Annotated in this window: 19 protein-coding genes; 6 read left to right on the top strand and 13 right to left on the bottom strand. The window is 36.4% G+C overall.

Translation table 11 applies throughout. From position 1 onward, the window contains the following. Positions 1–61: 61 nt before the first annotated feature. From AA80_RS06670 to AA80_RS06660, 3 genes are all read left to right on the top strand, one after another. Positions 62–1,687, top strand: coding sequence for an ABC transporter ATP-binding protein (locus AA80_RS06670; protein WP_279585879.1), 1,626 nt, complete (start codon positions 62–64; stop codon positions 1,685–1,687). A gap of 70 nt (positions 1,688–1,757) precedes the next feature. Beyond that, positions 1,758–2,519, top strand: coding sequence for an ABC transporter permease (locus AA80_RS06665; protein ID WP_103877012.1), 762 nt, complete (start codon positions 1,758–1,760; stop codon positions 2,517–2,519). A 15-nt stretch (positions 2,520–2,534) separates the two neighbouring features. Next, positions 2,535–3,485, top strand: coding sequence for an ABC transporter ATP-binding protein (locus tag AA80_RS06660; protein ID WP_103877011.1), 951 nt, complete (start codon positions 2,535–2,537; stop codon positions 3,483–3,485). Positions 3,486–3,504: 19 nt separating this feature from the next. Here AA80_RS06660 and AA80_RS06655 read toward each other — a convergent pair whose 3' ends face one another. The 13 genes from AA80_RS06655 to AA80_RS06595 all read right to left on the bottom strand — a co-directional run bounded on the left by AA80_RS06655 (position 3,505) and on the right by AA80_RS06595 (position 21,013). Then, positions 3,505–4,440, bottom strand: a complete 936-nt coding sequence (locus AA80_RS06655) for an ABC transporter permease (protein WP_103877061.1) — start codon at positions 4,438–4,440, stop codon at positions 3,505–3,507. A gap of 61 nt (positions 4,441–4,501) precedes the next feature. Then, entirely contained in the window at positions 4,502–5,533 is a 1,032-nt protein-coding gene (locus AA80_RS06650) for an ABC transporter ATP-binding protein (protein ID WP_103877010.1), read from the bottom strand. Then, positions 5,526–6,497, bottom strand: coding sequence for an ABC transporter ATP-binding protein (locus AA80_RS06645; protein ID WP_103877009.1), 972 nt, complete (start codon positions 6,495–6,497; stop codon positions 5,526–5,528). The genes AA80_RS06650 and AA80_RS06645 overlap by 8 nt, the downstream gene beginning before the upstream one ends. Positions 6,498–6,503: 6 nt before the next feature. Continuing rightward, entirely contained in the window at positions 6,504–7,895 is a 1,392-nt protein-coding gene (locus tag AA80_RS06640; RefSeq protein ID WP_103877008.1) for an ABC transporter permease, read from the bottom strand. Next, positions 7,892–8,941: an ABC transporter permease gene (locus AA80_RS06635; protein ID WP_103877007.1), complete on the bottom strand. Its 1,050-nt coding sequence runs from the start codon at positions 8,939–8,941 to the stop codon at positions 7,892–7,894. The genes AA80_RS06640 and AA80_RS06635 overlap by 4 nt, the downstream gene beginning before the upstream one ends. Before the next feature lie 91 nt (positions 8,942–9,032). Continuing rightward, complete coding sequence (locus AA80_RS06630) at positions 9,033–11,540, bottom strand: ABC transporter substrate-binding protein (RefSeq protein WP_103877006.1); 2,508 nt, start codon at positions 11,538–11,540, stop codon at positions 9,033–9,035. Positions 11,541–11,876: 336 nt separating this feature from the next. After that, the gene (locus AA80_RS06625; RefSeq protein ID WP_103877005.1) at positions 11,877–13,553 is read right to left on the bottom strand and encodes an ABC transporter permease; all 1,677 of its coding nucleotides are present in this window, start codon (positions 13,551–13,553) and stop codon (positions 11,877–11,879) included. 17 nt (positions 13,554–13,570) lie between these two features. Further along, positions 13,571–14,545 (bottom strand): ABC transporter permease, encoded by a 975-nt coding sequence (locus tag AA80_RS06620; protein ID WP_103877004.1) that lies wholly within the window; start codon positions 14,543–14,545, stop codon positions 13,571–13,573. A gap of 76 nt (positions 14,546–14,621) precedes the next feature. Continuing rightward, positions 14,622–16,382 carry an ABC transporter substrate-binding protein gene (locus AA80_RS06615; protein ID WP_103877003.1) on the bottom strand — a complete coding sequence of 587 codons (1,761 nt, stop codon included), beginning with the start codon at positions 16,380–16,382 and terminating at the stop codon, positions 14,622–14,624. Between the two features lie 18 nt (positions 16,383–16,400). Continuing rightward, positions 16,401–17,609, bottom strand: a complete 1,209-nt coding sequence (locus AA80_RS06610) for an ABC transporter ATP-binding protein (protein ID WP_103877002.1) — start codon at positions 17,607–17,609, stop codon at positions 16,401–16,403. Next, positions 17,609–18,667, bottom strand: a complete 1,059-nt coding sequence (locus AA80_RS06605) for an ABC transporter ATP-binding protein (protein ID WP_166667772.1) — start codon at positions 18,665–18,667, stop codon at positions 17,609–17,611. Before AA80_RS06605 ends, AA80_RS06610 begins: the two co-directional genes overlap by 1 nt. Positions 18,668–18,861: 194 nt before the next feature. After that, entirely contained in the window at positions 18,862–20,097 is a 1,236-nt protein-coding gene (locus AA80_RS06600; protein ID WP_103877000.1) for a replication-associated recombination protein A, read from the bottom strand. Beyond that, complete coding sequence (locus tag AA80_RS06595) at positions 20,072–21,013, bottom strand: NAD-dependent epimerase/dehydratase family protein (RefSeq protein WP_103876999.1); 942 nt, start codon at positions 21,011–21,013, stop codon at positions 20,072–20,074. Before AA80_RS06595 ends, AA80_RS06600 begins: the two co-directional genes overlap by 26 nt. 528 nt (positions 21,014–21,541) lie before the next feature. Here AA80_RS06595 and hflK point away from each other — a divergent pair. From hflK to AA80_RS06580, 3 genes are read left to right on the top strand one after another with little or no spacing between them, the layout of a single operon-like run. Further along, complete coding sequence (gene hflK / locus AA80_RS06590; RefSeq protein ID WP_103876998.1) at positions 21,542–22,537, top strand: FtsH protease activity modulator HflK; 996 nt, start codon at positions 21,542–21,544, stop codon at positions 22,535–22,537. Beyond that, positions 22,534–23,394 (top strand): protease modulator HflC, encoded by an 861-nt coding sequence (gene hflC, locus AA80_RS06585; RefSeq protein ID WP_103876997.1) that lies wholly within the window; start codon positions 22,534–22,536, stop codon positions 23,392–23,394. The genes hflK and hflC overlap by 4 nt, the downstream gene beginning before the upstream one ends. After that, positions 23,395–25,110 (top strand): hypothetical protein, encoded by a 1,716-nt coding sequence (locus AA80_RS06580; protein WP_103876996.1) that lies wholly within the window; start codon positions 23,395–23,397, stop codon positions 25,108–25,110. It begins immediately after the preceding gene. Positions 25,111–25,247: the final 137 nt, after the last annotated feature.

Genomic DNA, 25,247 nt, shown 5'->3' with positions numbered 1-25,247 from the left:
AAGATTATTCGAATAATCAAAAAAGTACAAAAAGGTTCATCTTAATCTTTATCTTTTTTCAATTCCACTTACGTTTTTTTTCATAGCCAATCCCTATATCTTGAGATACATGATCGATGAAGTTATATTTCAAAACAAGTTTTCTCTTCTCTTACCTTCCATGTTGGCGTATTTAACTGTGGTAGTAGGCCAAGTGATTCTAGGCTTTTTTGAAAATTATTACGCAAGTGCAAGTGAAGCAGATGTGATAAAGAATGAACAATTGACTTTATATGAAAAAGTTCAAAAGATTCCTTCTGCTTACTCCTCAGACAGCCAAATTGGAGATTTTCTTGCCAGAATCACATCTGATATAAATGAAATAGCCAACTTTCTCGTACTAACAAAACCCGTGATAATATTAAACATCATCGATGTTTTCATTATTTTAATTGTTTTATCAACTTTTAGTTGGCAGCTTACTTTGTTAGTTATTGCAACGATACCGTTATATTACTGGATATTAAACCATTTCAATAAAAGATTATTAGATGCTTCAAAGAAGGAAAGAAAAGAATACAGCAAGGTCATGGAAAGTCTGAGAGAAAAGATTGAAGGGATCAATATTATAAAGTTATTCGTGAAAGAACCGCTTTTTCATAAGAAATTAGAAAAGGATACCGAGGATTGGAGAAAGGAAAAGAGAAAGTACGCTTGGAATATTACCGGTTTAGATCAAGGGATGATTTTTGTAATAACGATAACGACTCCATTAGTAATAGGTTTAGGTGGTTATATGGTGATGTCTGATATCATTACAATTGGTAGTTTAATGGCTTTTTATTCCTTTTCAAGCTGGTTGTATAACCCTTTGAGGATGATCAATGAGCAACTAGCCCAATTACAAAGAGGAGACTCATTGGCAGAAAGATTCTTTGAAATCCTTGATATGCCTGAAGAGGAAGGTGATGGTATATATCTTTTCCCTGAGAATTACGATGTCGAATACAAAAACATCTCATTCAAATACAGAGACGAGATAGTTTTGAAAAACATAAATCTCTTCTTTGGAAAAAACGAAAAGGTAGCCTTGGTAGGAACAAGTGGATCCGGCAAAAGTACGATGGTGAGTCTTCTTGTGAGATTATATGATCCCACAAACGGTAAAATACTATTAGGGAATAAAAACATAATAGATTACAAATTACAAGAAATCAGAGAAAAGATAAAGCTAGTCAGAGGTAACGAACCTTTATTCAACATGACGGTCAAAGAAAACATAATGTTGGATGATGAATTCACTGAAGAGGAATTCATGAAAGCCGTAAAGAAAGCGAAGGTAGATAAATTCATAGGACTTTTATATGAAGGATACGACACAGTAGTTAGAGAAAGAGGAAGTAAGTTATCGGATGGGCAAAGGCAGAGAGTAGCGATAGCAAGAGCATTGATAAGGGAACCAAAGGTATTGATACTGGATGAAGCAACGTCAGGGGTAGATTCTCAAACAGAAGAAGAAATATTCGATGAATTGAAAGAGTACAAGATGACTTTGATAATAATATCCCACAGATTGTCAACGATAAGAAAGGCTAACAAAGTGATACTGTTGAAAGATGGAGAGATAAAAGGAGAAGGAGTACATGAAGAGTTATTAAAAAATTCTCCCATTTACAAAGAAATAATAGAAAGTCAGTTGGTTGTATGAAAGACTAATAAGCTATTATTTTCTATTTTCGTAAGAGAACCATTTTTATTTTTAAATGGAGGGATGAAGGATGGTAAATGCTTTTGTTGCAAATTTCAAGAAAAATTTTATTGAAATGAGGAGGTATTTTTTTGACACAGTTTCTTCATTCATAATACTTTTCATCATCTTCTATCTTATATTTTTTGGGTATATGGTAGCAAGTGGACCTAATTTCGGAGATACAATTGATGGAATCATTGTGAGTTATTTCATGTGGATAATGTTTTTAGCTTCGTTCCAAGGTGTCTCAGACTGGATAAGTCAAGAGGCAGAAAGAGGAACTTTGGAACAACTGTTTATGTCTCCTGTAAGATTTGAGTTTCAAATGATTTTTCATGTGATAAGTGATTTTTGTATAAACGTTCTAATGATAGTGCCTTTAATGTATTTAGCAGCTTTTACAACAGGAAGAACTTTGAATTTCGACCTTTTTACTCTCCTCTATTTAATTATTCTTGGTTCTATTAGCGCGGTTGGTGTTGGTTTAATTCTGGGAGGAATGGCTTTGATATTTAAAAAGATTTCTTCATTCATTCAAATATGTACTTTTGCTTTCCTGGCAATTTTGATGTTTGAAGTTGATGCACTTTGGTTTGAACTTTTGCCAATGGTAAAAGCAACAGGGATGATGAGAAGTATGGCGGTTACAGGAACAAAGTTTTATCAGTTCCCGATTCAAGACCATGTTATTTTGTGGATAACTGCAGCTTTATTTCTTTTGGTTGGAATAGCAATATTCAGAGGTTTTGAAAAACGTGCCATGGTTAAAGGAACCCTGGGACAATATTAAAGGGTGGTGAAATAGATGAACGTTATTGAAGTTAATGATTTACTAAAAAGATACCCACAAAGAACTTCAAAAGAAATGCTTACAGCAGTAGATAAGATTTCATTTCACGTAAAAGAAGGAGAGATCTTCGCACTCCTTGGCCCAAATGGTGCAGGAAAAACAACTACCATCAAAAGTATATGTGGCCTTCTTGTTTTCGATGAAGGAAAGATAAAAATAAAAGATTATGATTTGAAAACAGAAAGGTCTAAAGCGCTTAAACAGATAAGTGTAGTTTTGGAAGGGAGTAGGAACCTTTATCACAGGTTAACCCCAATTGAAAATATACAGTATTTTGTTGGAATCAGGGGGAAAAAGATATCAAAAAATGAAGCCTTAGATATTTTAGATTTTTTGGGAATTAAAGAAAAAGCCAACGAAGTGGTTTATACGCTTTCAAGGGGAATGCAGCAAAAAACAGCCCTTGCTGTTTGTTTAGCAGCGGATACTGATGTTCTCCTATTGGATGAACCTACTCTTGGGCTCGACGTAATTTCCAATGTAGAATTTAGAAGATTGTTAACAAACGTGAAAGAAAAAGGAAAGAGCATTCTGCTTTCTACTCATGATATGGCATTAGTTGAAGAAATAGCAGATAGAGTTGCGATAATAAACAATGGGAAAATAGTTGTGTGTGAAGATAAGAAAAAGCTAATGGATATATTTAGTGCAACAGGCTACAAGATAAAAGTAAGATCAGAAGATACCTTAGAGAGAGAACTTGATAAAATTGGTATTACACAAATAACAAAGGAGAGTAACATTTACGATCTAACGGTAGATTTCAAAACATCTTCAGAATTATATGAGGTTATTGATTTTTTCAAATCACGAAATGTAGAAATAGTAAGCATAGAAAAACAAATGGTTAATTTCGAAAAGATATTCATTTCATATACTAATGGGGATAGGGGAAGACAAAACTAAACTCTTGGCGGGATTTTATTCACTCTTTCCCGCCAACTTTTATTCTAGGGTCTAGGAAACCGTATATTAAATCTAAAATTACAATACCACCGATATATAAAAGAGTCGTGAAAGACAAATTTCCCAAAAGAACAGGAATATCATCCTGCTGAATAGCAGCCCAGAAAAGGTTCCCCATTCCAGGCCAATTAAATATACCTTCGATGATCAATGCCCCTGAAAAAGAATCAAGTACAGATAAAACCGACATTGTTAAGATGGGTGGAGCCGAAGCTCTTAAAGCGTGCCCAAACAAAACTTTTCTTTCAGGAATACCCCTTGCTCTGGCAGAAGTTATGAAATCATTCTGCAAATTTTGTAACACTATATTTCTTGATAAATATGCTCTTCCCCAAAAGCGGAAAAAAACAAGCGTAGATAAAGGTAGAATTAAATGATACACAATATCCACAAATCTTTTTATTAAACCCTCAGGAGGCGGCATGCTAAATATACCTCCAGAAGGGAATAAAGGCAATCTAAAAGAAAAAAACATAATCATTACTAATCCAACCCACCACGTGGGAAGACCGTAAAAAATCATTGTAAGTATTGAAGTAGTTTTGTCCATAATTTCCCCTGCTTTTTGAGCCTTTTTTATGCCCAAATATACCCCTAAGAAAATATCCATGATAATAGCCAGCGTAAAAAGAAGCATAGTGTTAGGTACTCTTTCTAAAATAATTTTAACAACATCAGTTTCTCCTTTAAAAGATCTTATAGACATTGATTGCCCATAATTAAAAGTGAGGGTATCAATCCAATCAGAAAAAATCTCGGGTAATATTGGTCCTTCCAAAAGGTAACTATAGTGAAGTTTAAACATGATGTTGAAAAGTACAGAATACACAAAGATAATAACAGAATAAATCATAACGCCCATTAACATCCTTTTAAAAGCATATTTCCAATACATCCAATAACCACCTTTGTATCTTTTCATCCAAATTAAAAACCCCCACATTTGTGGGGATTTTTTAAACCTTTTCTACTTGTTGATCTATCTCTTTGTACCTATAACAGGCCACGTAATGACCGCTTGAATCTTCTACCAACTCTGGATCATCAACATTCTCAAAACATTTAGGCTGTGCATAAATACACCTTGGATGGAATCTACATCCCTTTGGGATATTTGCTGCAGATGGAATCTCTCCCTTTATTGGTAATTCTTTTATTACGTTTTCTTTTCCAGGTAAAGGTTCTGGTACTGCTTCTATCAGAGCTTTGGTGTATGGGTGTAAAGGCCTTTCAATTATTTCGTCAGCATCGCCTAACTCAACTATTCTTCCTAGATACATAACTGCCATCCTATCGCAAAAATATCTTGCAGTTGATAAGTCATGAGTTATGTATAGATAAGTTAGGCCTAAATCTTGTTGAACGTCTTTCATCATGTGGAGAATTTCTGCCCTAGTTGATAAATCTATCATAGAAACTGGTTCATCAGCTATTATAAAATCTGGGGAAAGAACTAAGGTTCTTGCAGTGGCAACTCTTTGCCTTTGTCCTCCACTGAGCATGTGAGGGTATCTATCCATAAACTCTTCAGGTGGTGTTAATTTTACTTGATTTAGAACATTTTTTGCTATTTTTTCAATCTCATTAGGATCCTTCGTTTTTTCATGAATGATCAACGGTTCAGCTAGAACATCTCTAACTCTAAACCTTGGATTCATCGAAGAGTAAGGATCTTGAAAAATCATTTGTACATCTTCTTTATACTTCTTAATTTCATCCGTAGAAGATAACGTAGTAATATCATTACCTTTAAATATTATTTGACCCTCTGTTGGTTCTTCTAATTTCATCATTAATCTACCCGTCGTTGATTTTCCACAGCCAGATTCTCCAATTAAACCAAATATCTCTCCTTTTCTTATATCAAAACTTACATTATCAACCGCTCTTACCCATCTTCGTTGTCCTTGAAATACCTCTAAAAAGGTTCTTCGTAAAGGGAACCATTTTTTCAAATTTTTAATACTCAATATGATTTCATCACTCATCAAAACACCTCCAACAAGCCGCAAAATGCCCGGGTTCAATTTCCTTTAATGGTGGTTCTTCTACTTTACATCTATCGAAAGCAACCGGGCAACGCTCATGGAATCGACATCCATGAGGTGGATTGAGCAAATCAGGTGGGACACCCCGTATAAAAGCAAGCTCTTCAACTTTTTTATGTAAACGAGGTGTAGCTCCCATTAAACCATTGGTATATGGATGTGCTGGACCCTGTGGTCCATAAATATGATAATTTTCTCCAATTTCAGCAATCTTACCTGCATACATCACCATTATCCTGTCAGCAACTTCCGCTACGGTAGCTAAATCATGGGTTATAAAGATAAAGGACAAATTGAGGTCTTTTTTTAGGCTTTTCAAAAGGTTTATTATTTGAGCTTGAACGACAACATCTAACGCTGTAGTAGGTTCATCGGCTATAACTACTTTTGGTTCTAAAAACAATGCTTGGGCTATTACTACGCGTTGTTTCATACCTCCTGATAATTCGTGAGGATATCTCTTTAAAACATCTTCAGATAACCCCACATGATTTAAATATTTTTTAATTATAGCAAAAGCCTTTTCTTCTTCCATTTCCCTATGGTTTTGAAGGGTTTCCATCATCTGTTTTTTAATGGTGTAAACAGGAGTCAAACTATTCATGGCCCCTTGAAAAACCATAGAAATCTTTTCCCATCTGACTCTCTTACGTAAAACAGATTCTTTTAAGTGAACTATATTTTCACCATCTATATTAATCTCTCCACTTACAATTTTGCCTGGAGGGCTCGGCATTCTCAAAACCCCCATGCCCAAAGTTGTTTTACCACATCCAGACTCTCCAACAAGACCTAATGTTTCACCTTCTCTCAGAGAAAAGCTAACGTCGTCTAATCCTTTTACAACACCTTTTCTTGTATAATAGTAAACCTTTAAATTTTTAACATTTAAAATATCTTTCATTCATATCTACCTCGTTCTCAATTTTGGATTTAAGATGGTGTCCATTGCAAAACCTAAAAAGGCAAAAGTCATACCTACTAAAGCTATAGCAATTCCAGGAGGTACAACCCACCACCAAAGACCGTTTGTTACAGCTCCGCCGTTCATGGCATCATGAAGAATCTGTCCCCATGTTACTATGGTCGCATCTCCTAAACCAAGCAAACTAACGGTTGCCTCGTAAAGAATGGCGCTCGGAACACTCAAAGCCATACTTGCAAAAGAGTATGGAATCAAGATTGGAATCATATGTCTAAAAATTATTCTTCTATGTGAAGCACCTAAAGCTTTTGCCGCTTCAACATATGTTTCTTCTTTAATTTGTAAGGCCATGCTTCTCACTGTTTTAACAGGGCCTACCCAAAAAAACAAACTCATCATAAGAATCAGGCTCCAAATAGAAGGGCTGAATATTGCTGATAAAACAATTAAAACTGGAAGGAGAGGTATGTTGATGAAAACTTCCCAAATTCTCTGCATTATAGAATCAACTATACCCCCATAATACGCAGAAACAACTCCGTAAATAACTCCAATTGACACTGAAATAGCAGATGTCATAAGCCCTATGAACAATGCCCATTTAATGCCTGCCAACAAGCCACTCCAAACATCTCTTTTAGAGTTATCTGTTCCAAGCCAACCAGAAACGCTCCCTGAAACAACTAACCTTGTGTCTTCAATAACCGTTTCCTCTGTCAGTTTCATTAGATTTATATTTAGCTTGTAAGTTCCATTTAATGGAGTTGGATTTGAAAAAAGCTCACCATCTGTTTGTGAAAAAAGCACGGTATTTATGTTAACTCTTGGAGGGAGGTTTTGCACATACCTCCTTGCAAAACTTCTAACGTTGTTCCCTGATTCATTAATAAGTGATATTCTAAAGTCTTTTTCTGTGTTTGCACTAAAACTTTTGGTCACCAAGTTGATTTTATTACCATCTGGACGTTCCAAAACAATATTCAAACTAAAGTTACCTTTAAAATTCCCTCTATAGATTAGATCAACAGGCGGAACATCATAATCGTACTGATACTCTATAACTGAATTTAAAATACTTATTGGACCGGAAATATTTTGTTCTGTATATTCTAAATCTTCAATATATTCAGTTGGAGTATAATCCTTTTGAGAAAACCAATTTATCCAAACAGGGGGAACACTTCGTGGATTATCTTCCCAATATGTTATATCTCTCCACCTTGTAGAAGCTTCGGGGAAAGGGGTTAAAAACGATTCAAAAATGACTAAAATTATAAAAAGAATTAAAAGAATTATTCCAGCTATACCAAATTTAACTTGCTTGAACTCATTCCAAAAATCTTTCAATTGCTTAGCAACAAGATTTGTTTTATTCACGCTTTCCCACCAACTTTTATTCTAGGGTCTAAAAAGCCGTATATCAAATCCAAAACGACGATACCGGATATATATATGAGAGTTGTTATGGAAAGGTTACCCAAAAGAACAGGGATATCGTTCATCTGAACCGCTGCCCAATAAAGATTTCCCATTCCAGGCCAACTAAATATACCTTCAAATACCAGCGCACCAGAAAAAGAAGCTAACAAGGATAAAAGCGACATAGTTAAAATAGGAGGAGCAGAGGTTCTTAAGGCATGACCATACAAAACTGATCTTTCGGGAATTCCTCTTGCCCTTGCGGACATTATGAAATCCTCTTGCAGATTTCCTAAAACTATATTTCTTGTTAAATAAGCCCTTCCCCAAAAACCTATGAAAACAAGGGTAATTATTGGCAAAGCCATATGGTATAAAGTATCAAGAACTCTTCCAAAAAAGGTTGTTGGAGGTGGGACACTGTTCATACCTCCTGAAGGAAAAATAGGTATTGCAAATGCAAACAACATTATCATAACCATCCCAAACCACCAAGATGGTAGTCCATATACTCCCATTGTGATTATAGAAGTCGTCTTATCCATTGTTTTTCCAGCTTTCTGAGCTTTTTTTAAACCCAACCACACACCTATCAATATATCGATAATTATGGCGGTGGTGAACAACATCAAAGTATTTGGTATTCTTTCTAAAACTATTTTAATAACATCAGTTTCGCCTTCAAAAGATCTCATTACAGTTGACTTACCATAATTGAAAGTCAGCGTATCAATAGCCCTCCAAAAAATTCTGGAAAGTATTGGGTCATCTAAGTGGTATAAGTCACGAAGTTCTCCGATCCTTCTCAGCCTGTATTCTACCAAATATTCAGGATCTGTTCCTACCTGAGACATTTTCATTATTTCACCGTTTACTTGCTCGACTATTTGACTATTTAACGTCTGATCCATTACCGTGTTAAACAAGGCTGAGTATATGAAAATGATTACAACATAGATAAAAACACCCATCAATATTCTTCTTACTGCATATCGCCAATACATACGGTTAATCACCTCTGTATATAATTCAACTTTTCTAAAAATAGGCTCCCTTAAGGGAGCCTTTAAACTCTAAAAAGGTCCTTTTAGAACATTAATACACAACGATAGTTGTTGAATAAGTAGATGGAATTGCTCCTTCCGATCTTGCAGTAACTACAACGGCATAAGTACCAGGTTCTAATGTATTAAGCACGTCTCCAGGTATAGTTGCAACAAATGTTCCCGCTGTTTCTACTTCAGCCTTGAAATTCATTGGCCCTTCTGGTGTGATCAAGGAAACCTCTACATCCCCTTCAGGAGCTGGGGAATATATATCGTATGGGTAAAGAACCTCTGATACATTAATCGTAACAGGTAAGTCTAACCCTCTTATAGCAGCGAAAGCAAGTTCTATACTATCAACGTTCAGCCTCACCGTTTCAAAGTAATCATTCCAATATCCACGTTCGAATGGGTACCTCTCATCCCTAACAGCTGTTAGTTCAACAAAACGCGCACTTGGATCATATTTGGTCATCTTGAAAGGGCCATTCCCTATATAAGCATGGTTGTATTCATTAACAAAAGCAAGCGCCGCTCGATACCTTTCAACAGCCTTGTCAGGTGTAACCATATCTTCAATGTAAATAGGTACGTACCTTTCATCGATCATCTTTTGAAGTTCCGCTTTGATATCGTTAACCGTAACAGGCTCAAGTACATCCACTTCGTAGACGTTCCCACCTGCAGCTGTTGATGAAAATGTGTACCCTCTTCCTGACACTCCTCCGTTTTCAACCAATCTCGTTAAAGCTTCGACTATTTCCCAAGAAACACCTATTGGTTGCCCTGATTGAGAAACTGACCAGCCAGGTGCTCCCCAAGAAGCTACGTACATAGCATCAACCGGGAAGTTGTAATCGAACCATACGGTTATCGAACCGTCAGCATTTATTCTTCTTGCAACCTCAACTTCCAGTCCAGGCATTGCTGAGGCAGAATAAGTCGCATCGTACCTTGAGTCAATGGGTCCGGAATCAACTGAAAGGTCCCAAACATATGCAGGGGCATACATATAATCCACTAAGCTTTCAGAAATCCCATGATTCCAAACACCGTATATTATATCGTAAGTAGCAACACTAACAGATGTAACGCCCGGTCCTACAGGGACCCATTTTTTACTATCAGGATCAACTTTAATTGCATCTGCGGGGACCTCTATTAACCCAACCATCTCACCGTTTTCGTCAACTACAAATTTAGTGTCCAACGTTTCCATCCTTGGAACAACTTTTTCAGATGTAAGATCAGCTGAGGCTGGACTTTCAAACATACCGTAGTCGTATATGTTCGATGCAACGTTTATGGAATACACATCGCTGAATCCATCCGTTCCTACTGGATTCCAAGCACTCATGAATAAAGATCCTTGTGCAGAGAATTGAGTAACTCTCAAATTTCGATCAACCGTATCCGCTGTTAAAATGGACCACTGATTTAATCCGTCTCCAAGCCCATATACCATTCGTCTGTTGAATCGATCTTTGTTAGCAACAAAGAAGTCTTCTTGATAGGTTAGATATATCCTAACGGAATCTCTAATACCCAATTCATTAGCTCTTAAGATCATATCCCAATACTCTTCTTCTGTTGCAAAATTACCGGCGTAGACCTCTCGAGTTAGCTTATCGATCTCATCTTGTTCATAGTTCCAAAATGTTGGTTCTTGACCTCCTGGCATATAACCATACCAAGGTGCATACATTTGGGCTACAATATGGTGCCAGTACTTTCTCGTAGCCCCTGCTCCCCAACCTTCAGTGTATATATGCCATTGTAGATCGGCAGGGTTTGAATAATAAGCCAGAGTCACTGCTGCATATCTGTCTATTTCTATTCTTTCAACCTTTATACCAGTTTTTTCAATTTGATCAGCTATGTATCTACCTGCTGGCAACCTTCCTGTAGGATCGTCTACACGAATTATGAATTTCAAAGTAACTGGTTGTCCATCGAATGTCCACCATTGACCTTCTTTTACCAACCTTCCTTTATTTTCAGGCAGATTGGCAGCTTCATTCATAGCGTTTTCTATCATTTTAAGAGCTAGCTCTTGGTTACCTTCTGGAGTAAAACCCATATTTGCAGTTATATCAATATATGGTTGGGTACCAGGTTGCCCAGGGGTTGCCATCGTATACATTACTCCACCAGCACCTTGAAGAATCTCGTCGACTAAATACTGTCTATTGATTAAGAAGTTCATAGCAAACCTTACTTCTTGAATCGCCAACGGATTAAAATACTCAACACCGTCAACATTCACCGTATAGGGAGGCTCGTTTGGTATGGGGTTAAGTAATAAAGACCAAGAACCCGATGGAACGTTGTAAATATCCAACTTTTCAAGTACCGATTGGGGCAAAGAATTAATCACTGGAGCCGACACGCCGTATAAAAAGACATCTACATTGCCAGCTGCGACATCTTGAATCGCGACATCTTGTTGCATTCTTACATCAAAATAAACCTTATCCGGCATAGGCCCCTTTTCGGCTAAAACAAAAGCAGAAACCAACACAAACGTAACCAACAAAAAAGTCGTTACTTTCCTCATAATACCCCTCCTTTAACATTTGTAAAACCCAATTGAAACCAACTTACTCACAACAAAAACTTAGAATTACAATGTATTATTACTGTTTAACAATATTTTCACTAACATAAATAATTATAGTAAAGTTTACAGAGTTTGTCAAATTAGAAAAAACTAATTAACAATAATCTAAGGTGTTTATTGCCAATTATTCCCGAATAATGAAAAAAATTTCATTAATGCTAACTTTTTCAAATTTTCACTAAATTTCGCGGCTTTTACAATAATACAAATCAAATTATATAATTATATAGTAAAAACCCCACAAAATACGTGGGTTTTATATAAATTAAAGAATTATAGACCTAAAGCTCGCGGATCCAGTGCATCCCTTATGGCATCGCCAAATAAATTAAAGGCAAGAACCGTTATAATGATAAATAATCCGGGTAAAAGTACCCACGGGTAACTAGTTAAAACTTGGATATCTTGAGCCTGAGAAAGCATCAAACCCCAAGAGGCTCCAGGTTCTGTTACTCCCACACCCAAGAAACTAAGACTTGCTTCACCTAAAATATATCCTGGAATAGATAAAGTAGCTGAAACAATTACGTAAGTATAGGTGTTTGGTAACAAATGATTCCAAATCACTTTTCTTGGAGGATATCCTAAAGCTATAGCTGCTTGAACAAACTCTGTTTGTTTCAAACCCATAGTCATCCCTCTTATAACCCTTGTCATTCCAGGCCATCCAATAAAGGACAAAATTACAACTATCAAAAGATACCTAATCTCCGGTGAGATACCTGTAGGCAAAACGGCACTTAAAGTTAATATTAGATAAAGGCTAGGAATTGACATCAATATTTCGGTGAACCTCATAGTCACTTCGTCTACCCATCCTCCAAAATATCCAGCTAAACCACCTAAAAAAATACCTATTGTAAATGTTAATAATATTCCAATTAGCCCTATAGAAAGTGAAATCCGTGAAGCAAAGAATATCCTACTGAAAATATCCCTTCCATATTGGTCTGATCCCCATACATACAGTATCCCATCGTTGGAAAAATAATCGGATAGAGAAGGCAATTTTGTTTTTTCAACTCCAAATAAATGTAAATTCGTTGGAAAAAGCCCAAAAAGCTTATAATCCCACGAACGAATGAAAAATTCAATAGGGTAATTTTTCAAATTAACTGCGTGCAAATCTGATGGGGTCAATACAACAGGGATAAAATCAAAATAAACATTTATTTCTTCCAAAGTTGCAAAAGTATCTACACTGATAATTTCTTGATTTCTTATTTTAGGAGCATATCTATAATCATTTTTGTAAGTATTAATTGCAATACTTCTGTTATCTTGCCTAACAACAATCATCTCACCGCTTAAAAGTTTTGAAAAATTAACATCATAAAGACCATCTTCCACTGAAACGAGTCCATTTAAGTTTTCTTCTTTGGTGAAATATGATAAGGGAATCAAAATTTGATCGTATCTACGACTGGTTGCTAATTCAATATACTCACCATTTGTGGTTTTCGCCATGATGGTATTTTTAAATGTATAAGTTATATCTGAAACGGTTGCATTGTAGGTTGGATTGTATGTACCCAATTCAAAAGTAATTAAATCGCCCGTTTCAGGATCCCTAGCCCTTATTATATCCAAATGGGTTGCTTCTACATAATCACTTTGGTATGTTATTGGATCTCTTTCACTCATATATAGATAAGTATGGGGACCAACTCTTTCTCCTGTGAATAAATCTTTTCTATAAATTTTAGAAGGAGGAGCAAACCTATATTGAATATGGTTATTAAATGGATTCATCGGAGAGACAAAATCTGCAAATATAGCCAGTAAATACAAAATGATCAACACCACAAGTGATATCATTCCCAATTTATGCCTTCTTAGTGCCCTCCAAATAAGTGCAGGGGTTGACATGAATTCTCGCTCAAAAAGTTCTTCATCGTTTTGTGTGTTTAGAGGTGTGTCCTTCAAATTATTTTTATCCTTTTTTCTCACTTAAATATCCCTCCAATTTAAGCACTCATTCTTAATCTGACACGAGGATCAGATGCCGCAAGTAAGATATCAGCGATCAAATTACCCGTTATTAAAAGAATACCTTGCAATAACAAATTCGCCATTACCAAATAAATATCTTGCTGGAAAATCGCATCTCTCATCAACGATCCTAAACCTGGCCATGAAAACACATATTCCGTTATCAATGCACCACCCAATATCGAAGATAAACTGAAACCCAGCGAGGTAATCACAGGATTTATAGCGTTTCTCAACGTATGCTTGTAAATGACAACGTCTGAAGGCATCCCTTTTGCTTTTGCAAACTCAGCATAATCTTGGTTCATCTCATCTAAAATCTGCCCTCTCATAACACGCATAGTTCCAGCAAGAGATGCGGTTCCCAAGGTAATTACAGGACCAGCCACATGCCAGAAAAAATCACCTATCTGTTTGTACCATGGAAAATTAGCAAATTCGCGTGATAGCATCCCACCGATAGGAAATATCCCTGTATTTGCAGACCACATTAACCATAATAGGGCAAAAAAGAAGTTCGGGATTGAAATACCTATGAGTCCAACAGTAGAAAGGGCTTGGTCAGTAAATTTGTATTGGTGAAGGGCAGCAGTTATTCCTAAAGGTATGCCGATTCCCCAGGTAAAGATAAACGTTGTCACCCCCAACAAAAGTGTGGCTTCTAATCTTCTTAGCATCACTTGCCAAACATCTATTTTATAAACAAATGAGTATCCCCAATCCCCCTTGAGAATATTCCCTAACCACAAGAAATACTGGGTTACAGGATTTTTATCCAACCCATACAACGTCTCTAATTCTTGAATCTTCTCGCGGCTAATATTGGGATTTATTCTATATGTATCTAAAAAATCGCCCGGTGCCAATTGCATCACAAAAAATGAGATAACCGACACTCCTAACAACACAGGTATAGCAAGAATAAGTCTTCTAACTATATACTTAAGCAAAATCGAAGCCTCCTCACTATGATTTTAAAAAGGCAGAAGGTCTCCCCTCCGCCTTTTTCTACTAGCCTAAAAATTACTATTCTTTCCAAGCGTACTCAATTTTCCACATACCTGGAGAGTAGGAATAACCGTAAGGGTTAATCGTTCCATATTTTTCTACAGGATACAAATGCAAAGTATTTTTATGCATGTTTAAATAATTCTGCGAAATTGTGTAAACAAGAATCTGATTTTCTGCAATCAACATTTGCCATTCGTCCCAAAGTTTTTGGAGCTCGTCTTTATCTAATATTGAACGGGAAACTCTCAAAATCTCATCGATTCTTTGCTCTGCTGGGTGTACCCAATATTCATCTGGATCAACCCAATCCATAACTTCAGGAGACCAATTCCAGAAATGTAATCCACCATCTAACAACCAAACGTTTGTACCCCATCCGGGATCGTCTCCTCCAACTAATCCTATGATAATTGCATCCAAGTTAGCGGAGTATAATTTTTGAACCACGGCGTTGAATTGCAACGGCCTGTAGTTAACTTTGATTCCTAGTTTTGCTAAGGAATCAACTAAAATTACAGCAATTTCGTTTCTAACCACGTTTTCACCGTTGGTGTTCAATTCAAATTCGACGACGTTACCATCCCAATCTACTAACTCACCTTTCTCATTCAAACTAAAACCTGCTTCTCTTAGTAGCCTCTGTGCTGTGACGAGAGAGTGTCTGAATCCCAACTCCTCGATTTTAGGATTGTAGAAAGCAGAAGAATTAGTTCTTGGGCCATAGCAAGGTACCGCTAAACCGTTGTACAATGTATCTATGATAGTTTGTTTATCAAAGGCATACGCTATGGCTTTTCTGAAATTATCGTTTCTGAACCATTCTCTATGAACAGGATCTGCTGCGTTGAAATTGAAAGCCACAAAGTTTGACCCTGCGGTCGCTGGTCCTACTATTACATTCCATCCTTTTTTATCAGCTTGGGCTCTCAAAGCTGGAAAGTCCTTAGCAGCAGGACCATGCATATCTGTTTCTCCTGCCTCAAATCTCAATCTTGCAACATTGCTGTCTGTTACTATTTCGAAGACAATTCTATCTAAGTATGGAAGTTGGACACCGTCTTTTGTCTTTTCAAAGTAATAGGGGTTTCTTTCCAGAACTACCCTAACTCCTTCGGTGTACTCTGTAACTTTAAATGGGCCACCAACTACGAGTTGATCAATTTGTTCTACCGTCCAAGTGGATTGGAAAGTTTCTGCATCCGTTACTTTGTCCTCTAAAACGTGTTTTGGCATTATTGCAAATCCGCCAACTGTTTGAAACCCAAATCTGAATACTGTAGGATATTTGAACATGATTTTATTACCTTCGACAGTCAATTCCGGGAGATTACCTTCAGCGTCCATATAAACATCGTTACCATCTGCGGTGAGATCCGGAACTATTATCTTTTCCCATGTAAATACTACATCGTCAATGGTTAGTGGGTGCCCATCAGACCATCTTACCCCTTCTCTCATCACAAACCAGTATAGGGTACCTCCATCTTCTGTACGTTCTACTCCCCAATCTTTTGCAAGTGACGGTTGTGTGGGCTGCCCATAAAAATCGTTACTGAGTAACGACACATCACCTTGATTGATGATGATAGAAGAGGACGTCTCTTGAGCCCAGTAAGTATTTAGAGTTTTAGGGCCAGATGTTGTTGCAAGGTACAAGGTTCCGCCTCTCTGACCACCTTCGACATCGGCGATAAGCCACTCGGGGTTGTAAGCTTCTTCCGCAAAAATCGTCAAGGCGCTTAAAACCACTACTACAAGTACCAACAACTTTCTCATGTGAATCCCTCCTTTAAGTTATTTTACCAACTTACCCTCTTTTTCTTGTGATAAACCTCTATCTTTATCCTCTTTGTATAAGAAACAAGCAACATAATGGTTTTCGTTTATTTTATAATACTCGGGGTAATCTGTTTTACATATATCCATAGCATAGGGACATCTTGGGTTGAAGAAACATCCCTTCGGCCTGTTAACCGGACTTGGTACTTGGCCTTTAACCAAAAACTTTTTTCTATCTCTTCGTTTTCTTGGATCTGGAAGAGGGGCGGCATTCAGTAAAGCTTGAGAATACGGATGTAACGTTCTATCAAATATTTCCGAACCTTCTCCAAACTCCACTACTCTTCCAAGGTACATTACACCAACATGGTTCGAAATGAACCTAACAACCCCTAAATCATGGGAAATGAAGAGATATCCAACGTTGAACTCACTCTGTAAAGACTTTAAAAGATTAATTATCTGTGCCTGTACTGAAACATCTAACGCAGAAGTAGGTTCATCAAGGATAATCAACTTTGGGTCTAAAATAATCGCACGTGCGATAGCAACCCTTTGTCTTTGTCCCCCAGAAAATTGATGAGGATATCTGTCGGCATGGTAAGGTTTCAAACCTACTTTTTTCAACATATCAAGAGCAATATTTTTCGCTTGAATTTTATTTTTTGCCATTTGGTGAAACAACAACGGTTCAATCAAGGCTTGCCCTACCGTCATTCTTGGATTCAAGGAAGATGTAGGATCCTGAAACACTATTTGAACATCTCTTCTAAACTCTGCTCTTTTTTTCTCTATATCTTTAAACATATAATCAAAAAATTTTTCTTTTCCATTATCGTAATAATACTGAACATACTTTCTCTCTTCATCTTCAAGGTTTTCGAGAACCCTCTCTCTACTTCCTAACTCTTTTTCTAGTTCATGAGCGTATTCAATGTACTCTTTTTCCAAATACTTTGCTCCGGCTCTTTTACTCATAAAATAATGAGAAGTTTCTTCTCCGTTTAAAAAAATCTTCCCTAAAGTAGGATCTTCCAACCTTAAAATCGTTTTACCAATGGTTGTCTTTCCACACCCCGACTCTCCAACCAAACCATAAGTTTCATTCACATCTAAGTCTAAATTGATTCCATCTACTGCTTTAATATATCCAACCGTTCTTTCCATTAAAAATCCCTGTTTAATTGGGAAATATTTTTTTAGATTACGAACTTTTAAGAGCATCAAATAGCCTCCTTCTTGTCTATTACTTCATCATAATGGAGAGGAGTGGTATCAGATATAGGATTAAAACATCTAATGTAATGATTTTCTTCAATTTCTCTTAACTCTGGCCATTCTTTTCTACACTTTTCAGTGGCATAGGGACATCTCGGCAAAAAAGGACACAATGGCGGAGAATCTAGCATAACAGGAGGTTGCCCTTTTATTGGGTTCAATAGATCTATCTTTATATCGTGTCTTGGTATACAGGAAAGCAGAGCGTGGGTATACGGATGTTTCGGTTTTTCAAAGAGTGTATAAATATCGGTCATTTCCATCTGTGCCCCACCATACATTACAATAACTTTATCAGCTACCTCAGCGATTACGGAAAGGTCGTGCGTTATGTATATCATTCCCATATCATACTCTTGTTGTAAATCTTTCATCAACTCTAAAATTTGTGCTTGAATAGTAACGTCCAAAGCGGTAGTAGGTTCGTCGGCGATTAATATTTCTGGATTACAAGAAAGTCCTATAGCTATTACTACCCTTTGCCTTTGACCACCTGAAAGTTGGAAGGGATAGTCATCGATTCTTTCGGCTGGATTAGCGATCCCTACATCATCTAAGAGTTTTATAGCCCTTTCCCTTGCTTCTTGTATAGATACATTTTGGTGAAAAACAATAGTTTCAATCATCTGATCCGCTATAGTAAACATTGGGTTCAATGAAGACATTGGGTCTTGAAAAACCATCCCTATATGCTTTCCTCTTATTCTTGTAAAATCCTTCTGTTTTAATTTTGCCAGATCAACGAACTCTTCCTTCCCGTCTTTCCTGAATTCATTGGTCTTAAATAAAATCTGGCTTTCTTTGGTAATATACCCGGGACTCTTTATCATCCCCATTACGGATTTCATAGATACGCTTTTACCCGATCCGGTTTCTCCAACTATCCCCAAGGTTTCGTTTTTACTCAAGGTAAAGGAAAGTTGATTAACAGCTTTAATCGTTCCTTCAGCTACGGGAAAATGAGTGCTCATATTTCTAACGTCTAAGATGATATTATCCACCATATCCACCTCATAATATAATTTCTCTTTAATTCTATTCAATATTATAATAAATATTAATCTTAATTGTCAAGCAGAAAAAAACTAATTAACAATAATCTAAGGTGTTTATTGCCAATTATTCCCGAATAATGAAAAAAATTTCATTAATGCTAACTTTTTCAAATTTTTGTGCAAAAAATTTCAAGTCTGATTGTTCAATAATTTTTCTTGTCTTTCCAGAGATCTTTTAATCGTTCTTTTACACGCTTTTCAATACCAACTTCTTTAGGCGTGAAAAATTGAGTATTTTCAAAACCTTCTGGCATGTAACTTTCTCTAACGAACCCCCCATAATCGTGAGGGTACTTGTACCCCTCTCCGAAACCTTGTTTTTTCATTCTTTTGTTCAAAGGGTTTATCAATTTAGGTGGAATTTCGAAATTATTTTGGCTTATAAACTCTTTGGCTTTAGAGTAGGCTAGATATGCTGAATTGGATTTTGGTGATGAACACAGATAAATTGTAGCTTCAGATAATGGAAGATAACATTCGGGGTAACCAACATGTTCAGTAGCTATCATAGCTGATACAGCTATGTTTAAGGCATTAGGATCTGCCAAACCAACATCTTCGGCAGATAAAATGACCATCCTTCTTGCTATGTACATCGGGTCTTCGCCGCTTTCAAGCATATAAGCAAGGTAAAGCAATGCAGCGTCCACATCGCTTCCCCTCATACTTTTTATATATGCAGAAATTAAACTATATTTTGCGTTTTTATCGTAAGTTAGTCGATACCCGGTAAAATCTTTAAGAAATTCTAAATCAATTGAATTGATCCCAGCTTCATTCGCTGTTTCTATTAGATTCATTATCCGACGGATATCATTTCCAGCATATTCTATCAGTGCTTTGCGTGCCTCTTTTGTAATTTTCAAATCTTTGTAATAATCCTCTATTTGTTGGAATAATTTTTCATAATCTTCTGTAGTTAGTTCTTTAGTTTTAAAAACTAATACTCTAGATAATAATGCGGGATTAACGCTAATAGCTGGATTTTCTGTTGTCGCACCTATCAGAGTTAAATCTCCAGTTTCAACGCTTAAAAGTAAGGTATCTTGTTCAGCTTTATTCAATCGATGTATTTCGTCGACAAATAATAATTTGGGTTTTGAAAAAAGATTATTTTTTTGCCCAATTATATCCTTTATTTTTTTCTTTCCTTCTATTGCCCCTGAAATAGAAAAAACATCGTAATAATCTTTTACCTCATTTATTAAAGCCCTTACAATCGTTGACTTACCGCTACCAGGTTCCCCATATATAATGAAAGATCTGACCTTTTTATTCTTTATCCAGGTTTTAAGAATTTCTTTCAACTTTTCGTTACCCAGTATCTCATCAACCTTTTTTGGCCGAATTATCTCATAAAGAGGTTGTGTACCACTCAATAGTGTTCTCCACCCCTTTTTCTAAATCGTATTTAGGCTCCCATCCTAAAATACTTTTCGCCTTCTCATTCGAAAGCAAACTCATCTTCACATCACCATCTCTTTCAGGTTTATAAATCGGGTCATTCTCATATCCCGTTTTCCTTTTCATCACTTCAAAAAGCTCGTTTACAGTTGTTTTTTTGTTAGTCGAAACATTTACCGTCTCCTTTTCCCCTTTATTAATGGATAAAAAGTTGGCTTCAACGACATCAAAAACATGTACAAAATCTCGTACCTGTTCTCCATCACCATAAATAACTATCTCTTTTTTCTCTAACATATTTTGTGTGAAGATTGCTACTACCCCGGCTTCTCCTTTGGGAGTTTGCTTTGGTCCATATACGTTGGCATATCTCAATATAGTGTAATTCAAATCATATTGGCGGGAATAAAACTCGATGTATTTTTCGCAAGCAAGTTTAGAAATAGCATAAGGACTAATAGGGTGTGGACAATAATCTTCTGAAGTGGGAATAGGAGCGTTATCACCGTAAATAGCCCCACCTGTAGAAGAAAATATGAACTTTTTGATCCCGTACTTAAAGGATAATTTCAATAAATTCAAAGTACCCATCACATTGATTTCTGCGTTCCGGTTTGGGTCTTTAACAGAATCGGGAACAGAGATCTGTGCCGCTAAATGGAACACATAGTCGAACTTGTGCGTTTCAAATATTTTCTCCAAAACATTATAATCTCTAATATCCTGTTGATAAAAAAGAGCCATAGGTGACAAGAATTCTACGTTACCTGTGGAAAGATTATCGATAACAACTACAGAATGTCCTTCTTTTATCAATCTGTCAACTAAATTCGAACCGATGAAACCGGCACCTCCGGTAACAAGGATTCGATGTTTGTCCTTATCAACCATATTTTTACCTCCAAGCGTTAAGGGGTTCCCCCCTTAAGATCCCCGAACGCATTTGCTTCGCAAATGAGAATGAGGATATTACTTCTAAAGCATTATTAAAAAGCTTTTTGCATAAAACGGCAAAAGCTACGTAAACGAGATTTTGGAAAACATTTCTAAAGCATTGCAAACAAACCATTTTGTACAGATCAGCTAAAGGGCTTCGCTCAGTGACTCTCTTGAGTCAAAACCTTAATTAACGCCCCTTCCCGCGCTCCCCACCCATAAGGAAAAGAAAAATGTTTTGCCCTGTGATCCAACTCCTGCAATACTTATTATAACACGATATAACTTTTATTGTATTTTTGAAATAAAAATATTTTATATTAAAAAATCTGCTCACATATGCGACTTTTATGTTATAATTAAATTAAAGCTCTTTTGAGTTTTTCCAAACGCCAACCTTATGAAGGAGCTGCATGGCGCGGGGGGGCGAAGCGAAGGGGCGCTAACACGCAGTATTCAAAACTTTTTAGAGAGGTGAGTATTTTGGCTGAATATGAGATATTCAATCCAAATGAAGAATTTAAAGATGAAGGCAACAATCATGAAGGTCATAGATGGCGAAATATAATCATTATTGCCGTTATTATAGCGATTGTTGCCTACCTATTAACTGGTATTTATCAGGTAGGGCCTTCTGAAGTGGCATTAGTTAAGACTTTTGGCGAATACAAATCTACCGCAGGACCGGGCCTGCACGTTCGTCTTCCTTACCCTTTTCAATCACATGTTATAGTGGATGTAAGAACAATAAATAAGGTTGAAATAGGTTTTAGAACCACCAGCACGGGAAGAACCCCCACATACAGATCAGTGACGGATGAAGCAGAGATGATTACTGGTGATCAGAACATAATTAGTATTGAAGCAGTTGTTCAGTATAGGGTAAACGACCCTGCGGCTTATGCGTTCAATGTGATTCAGGGGTATGACCTAGTTAAATCTACCTCTGAAAGTGTACTTAGAGAACGTGTCGCTTTATCTAATTTAGAAAACGTCTTAACTACAGAAAGAGATAGAATAGCCATGGAAACCACTGAAAGGGTTCAGTCTATACTAGACAGTTATAACTCTGGTATTCTAATACAAAATGTATATATGCAAGCGGTAACCCCACCAGATCCAGTCGTTCCTGCTTTCGATGATGTGAACAACGCTCGTCAAGACCAACAAACATCAATAAACGAAGCACAGAGGTACAGGAATGACATTATTCCAAGAGCGGAAGGAGAAGCTCAAAGAATCTTGAACGATGCTCAGGCTTACGCCTACGAACAAGTTGCAAAGGCAACAGGAGAAACGGAAAGGTTCAAAGCATTATTGGAAGAATACCAAAACTCTGCGGATATCACAAGAAAAAGATTAATATTAGATTCTGTACAACAAATGATAAAAAATGCAAAGATACAAGTAGTATCTAAAGAAGGAAACACCTTGAACTTTTTGGACTTAAGTGAAATTATCGGTGGTGAGGCACAATGAAAAATACAACGCTCTGGGCAGTAGTTATAATAATAGTTTTCTTTGGAATTCTCCTTGGAACAACAGCTTTCTACATCGTTGATCAAACTCAACAAGCAATAGTAATCAGATTTGGAAATATTTTAAACATAAGAACCGAACCAGGAATTTACGTAAAAACACCTTTTATAGACAATGTAGTAAAACTCGAGAAAAGAATCATGATCTACGATATACCCGTAGAAAGAGTAATAACTTCTGACAGAAGAACTATTTTAGCCGATACATATGCAATTTGGAGAATAGAAGATCCTCAAAAGTTCATTGAAACACTCAGGACTGTAGAAGTTGCGAAGACAAGAATCGACGACATTGTTTACTCACATGCAAGAGATGTTATAGGAAATTACACATTTTCTGAAGTTCTTTCATTTCAAAGGGTGGCTATTTTGGAAGATATAAAAAATCGTAGTGAGGCATCACTACAAGATTTTGGAATAAATGTCGTTGACGTAAGGCTCAAAAGAACCGATCTACCTCAAGAAAACACCGAGGCGGTATACGAAAGAATGAAAAGTGAAAGGTATGCCATGGCTGCTCAATTAAGGGCCGAAGGAGAAAGAGAAGCCCAAAGAATACGAGCCGAAGCAGACAAACAAGCAAGTAGAATCAGGTCAGATGCCCAAAGAGAAGCCGAAATCATAAGAGGAACAGGTGAAGCAAGTGCGATAAACATTTATTCACAAGCTTATTCCTTGGATCAAGATTTCTACGAACTCCAAAAAATAACAGACATTTACAAAGATTCTTTCAACAACAGCGTCTTAGTTATTCCCAACGATTCACCTTTGCTAAAATTTTTCTATGAGGTGGAATAATTGTTCAAATTAGTTTCTAAGATTGTATTATTTTCCATGTTAATAATATTATTTTTTGGATGTCAATATGATGCAGATTCTGATGTTAATTTTGAAATCGAAATTCCAAGCAAAATTTCCCCAAATATCCCGTTAACGATAAAAACAAATATTAACTATGAAGATGTAGAAATAATTATAGACGGAGAAAGTTTGGGTGGGAAGCCGGGCGAAGGGGCGCTATCCAATGGTCTCCACAAAATCAATATCAAATTTTTAGATGGCAAAAACAGAATTATCACTGAGTTCGCCACAAACATAACTTTTGATTCCACTCCGCCAAAACCATCATATTTCAACTACGAACTCTCAGCAGGCAATTTAAATTTAGAGTACAACGTAGATGAAGAGGATTTCTCCACGGTTTGCCTATACTACAACGACACTAAATTAGCCTCTTCGAATTCGTTTCAAGACAATTTCTCAATAAAGTTGACTAAAGATTCAGGAATTAAAAATTATGTCCTACAGTTCAAAGATGATGTCGAAAATACATACAATCATACAATAGAAATAAATACAGATGTTGACAAACCTCCGGTTATAAATTCGTATGTTGTAAGTGTAAATCTTTTTTCAGAAATCGATATGAACATTTCTGACGACTGGAATGACAATTTTTTAGTTTTCATAGACGATGGAAATGGAGTTAAATACCCTTCAGATTTATTACTAAGTCAAACAACCGATGCAACCATGATTGTTTTTGACTCCAACAAAAACAAAACCGAAAAATTTATAGCTTTAAACATTGACAATCAAATCCCTACATCACCTGAAGTTACAACGCGACTAATTTCTGAAGATTTGGACTATATATCCTGGCGATATGATCCTATCTATCGAAATTACGTTGTAGAAAGCTATGTTGAAAAATTTGGATGGAAAAAAGTTTTTGAATTAAAAAACACTTTCATTGAAAACCCAAATTATGATATTATTTTTGTAAGAAAAGTTACCAAAAATGGGACATACGGGCTTCCTTCTGATCCAGTAATTACTCTCTCAGAGGCTTTTGTCCCGTATGCTTCTGGTACCATAAACAGGGTAGATAAAAACCTTTTCTTGTCACAAGTTAACACGCCTTTTGTTATATCATCTGATATACTAATACCAAAAGCAAAAACACTTTTAGTTGAATCGGGAAACGAAATCAGATTATATAACGGTGCTACAGTAGTTGTTGAAGGGATAATGTTTTTAATGCCTGGAATTTATAAAACTCATATCTTTGGAGAAGGGGAAATTGTACTCAACGGTGGAACCGTAATCGCTTATGACACTGACTTTGAAAACATTAAATTTACGGGTAAAGGAAAATTATTATTCATTAAAAACTCAACCCTTGATAAATCTAGCTCAATTGACACAAAAAGTACAGAAAGAATTTGCCTTTACGACTCATCCATATCAGACTACGTTAAAATAACAAACTCATCAGGTGTTTATATCGATAATACCTACTTAAAAGAAATATCGTTAAATAACGTTGCAGAATCATTATTCAAAAACTCAACAATAGACCTTTTCAACTCCTCTATAAACAGTAGAACAATAATGGAAACTTCTAAAATAAAATTAATGAACATTGAAACATTCTCATATTTAAACAGTATTAATTGTAAAATAGACAAATTGAATGCGGGAGAATATTCAGTATTTATACAAAGAGAATAAATGGGCGATGCCTTGTTTGCTGAAGTATGCAAACTAAGTTTTTAAATGATTTTGACCTTGAATTTGGGGATCTTAAGGGCCTTGCCCCTTAAAGCCCATGGGTGGGGAGCGGGGTGAAAGGGCGCTAACACATGGAC

Source organism: Petrotoga sibirica DSM 13575, from assembly GCF_002924625.1.
Taxonomy (GTDB): domain Bacteria; phylum Thermotogota; class Thermotogae; order Petrotogales; family Petrotogaceae; genus Petrotoga; species Petrotoga sibirica.
The sequence above is the reverse complement of the archived record's forward strand: the minus strand, read 5'-3'. Positions and strand labels throughout refer to the sequence as shown.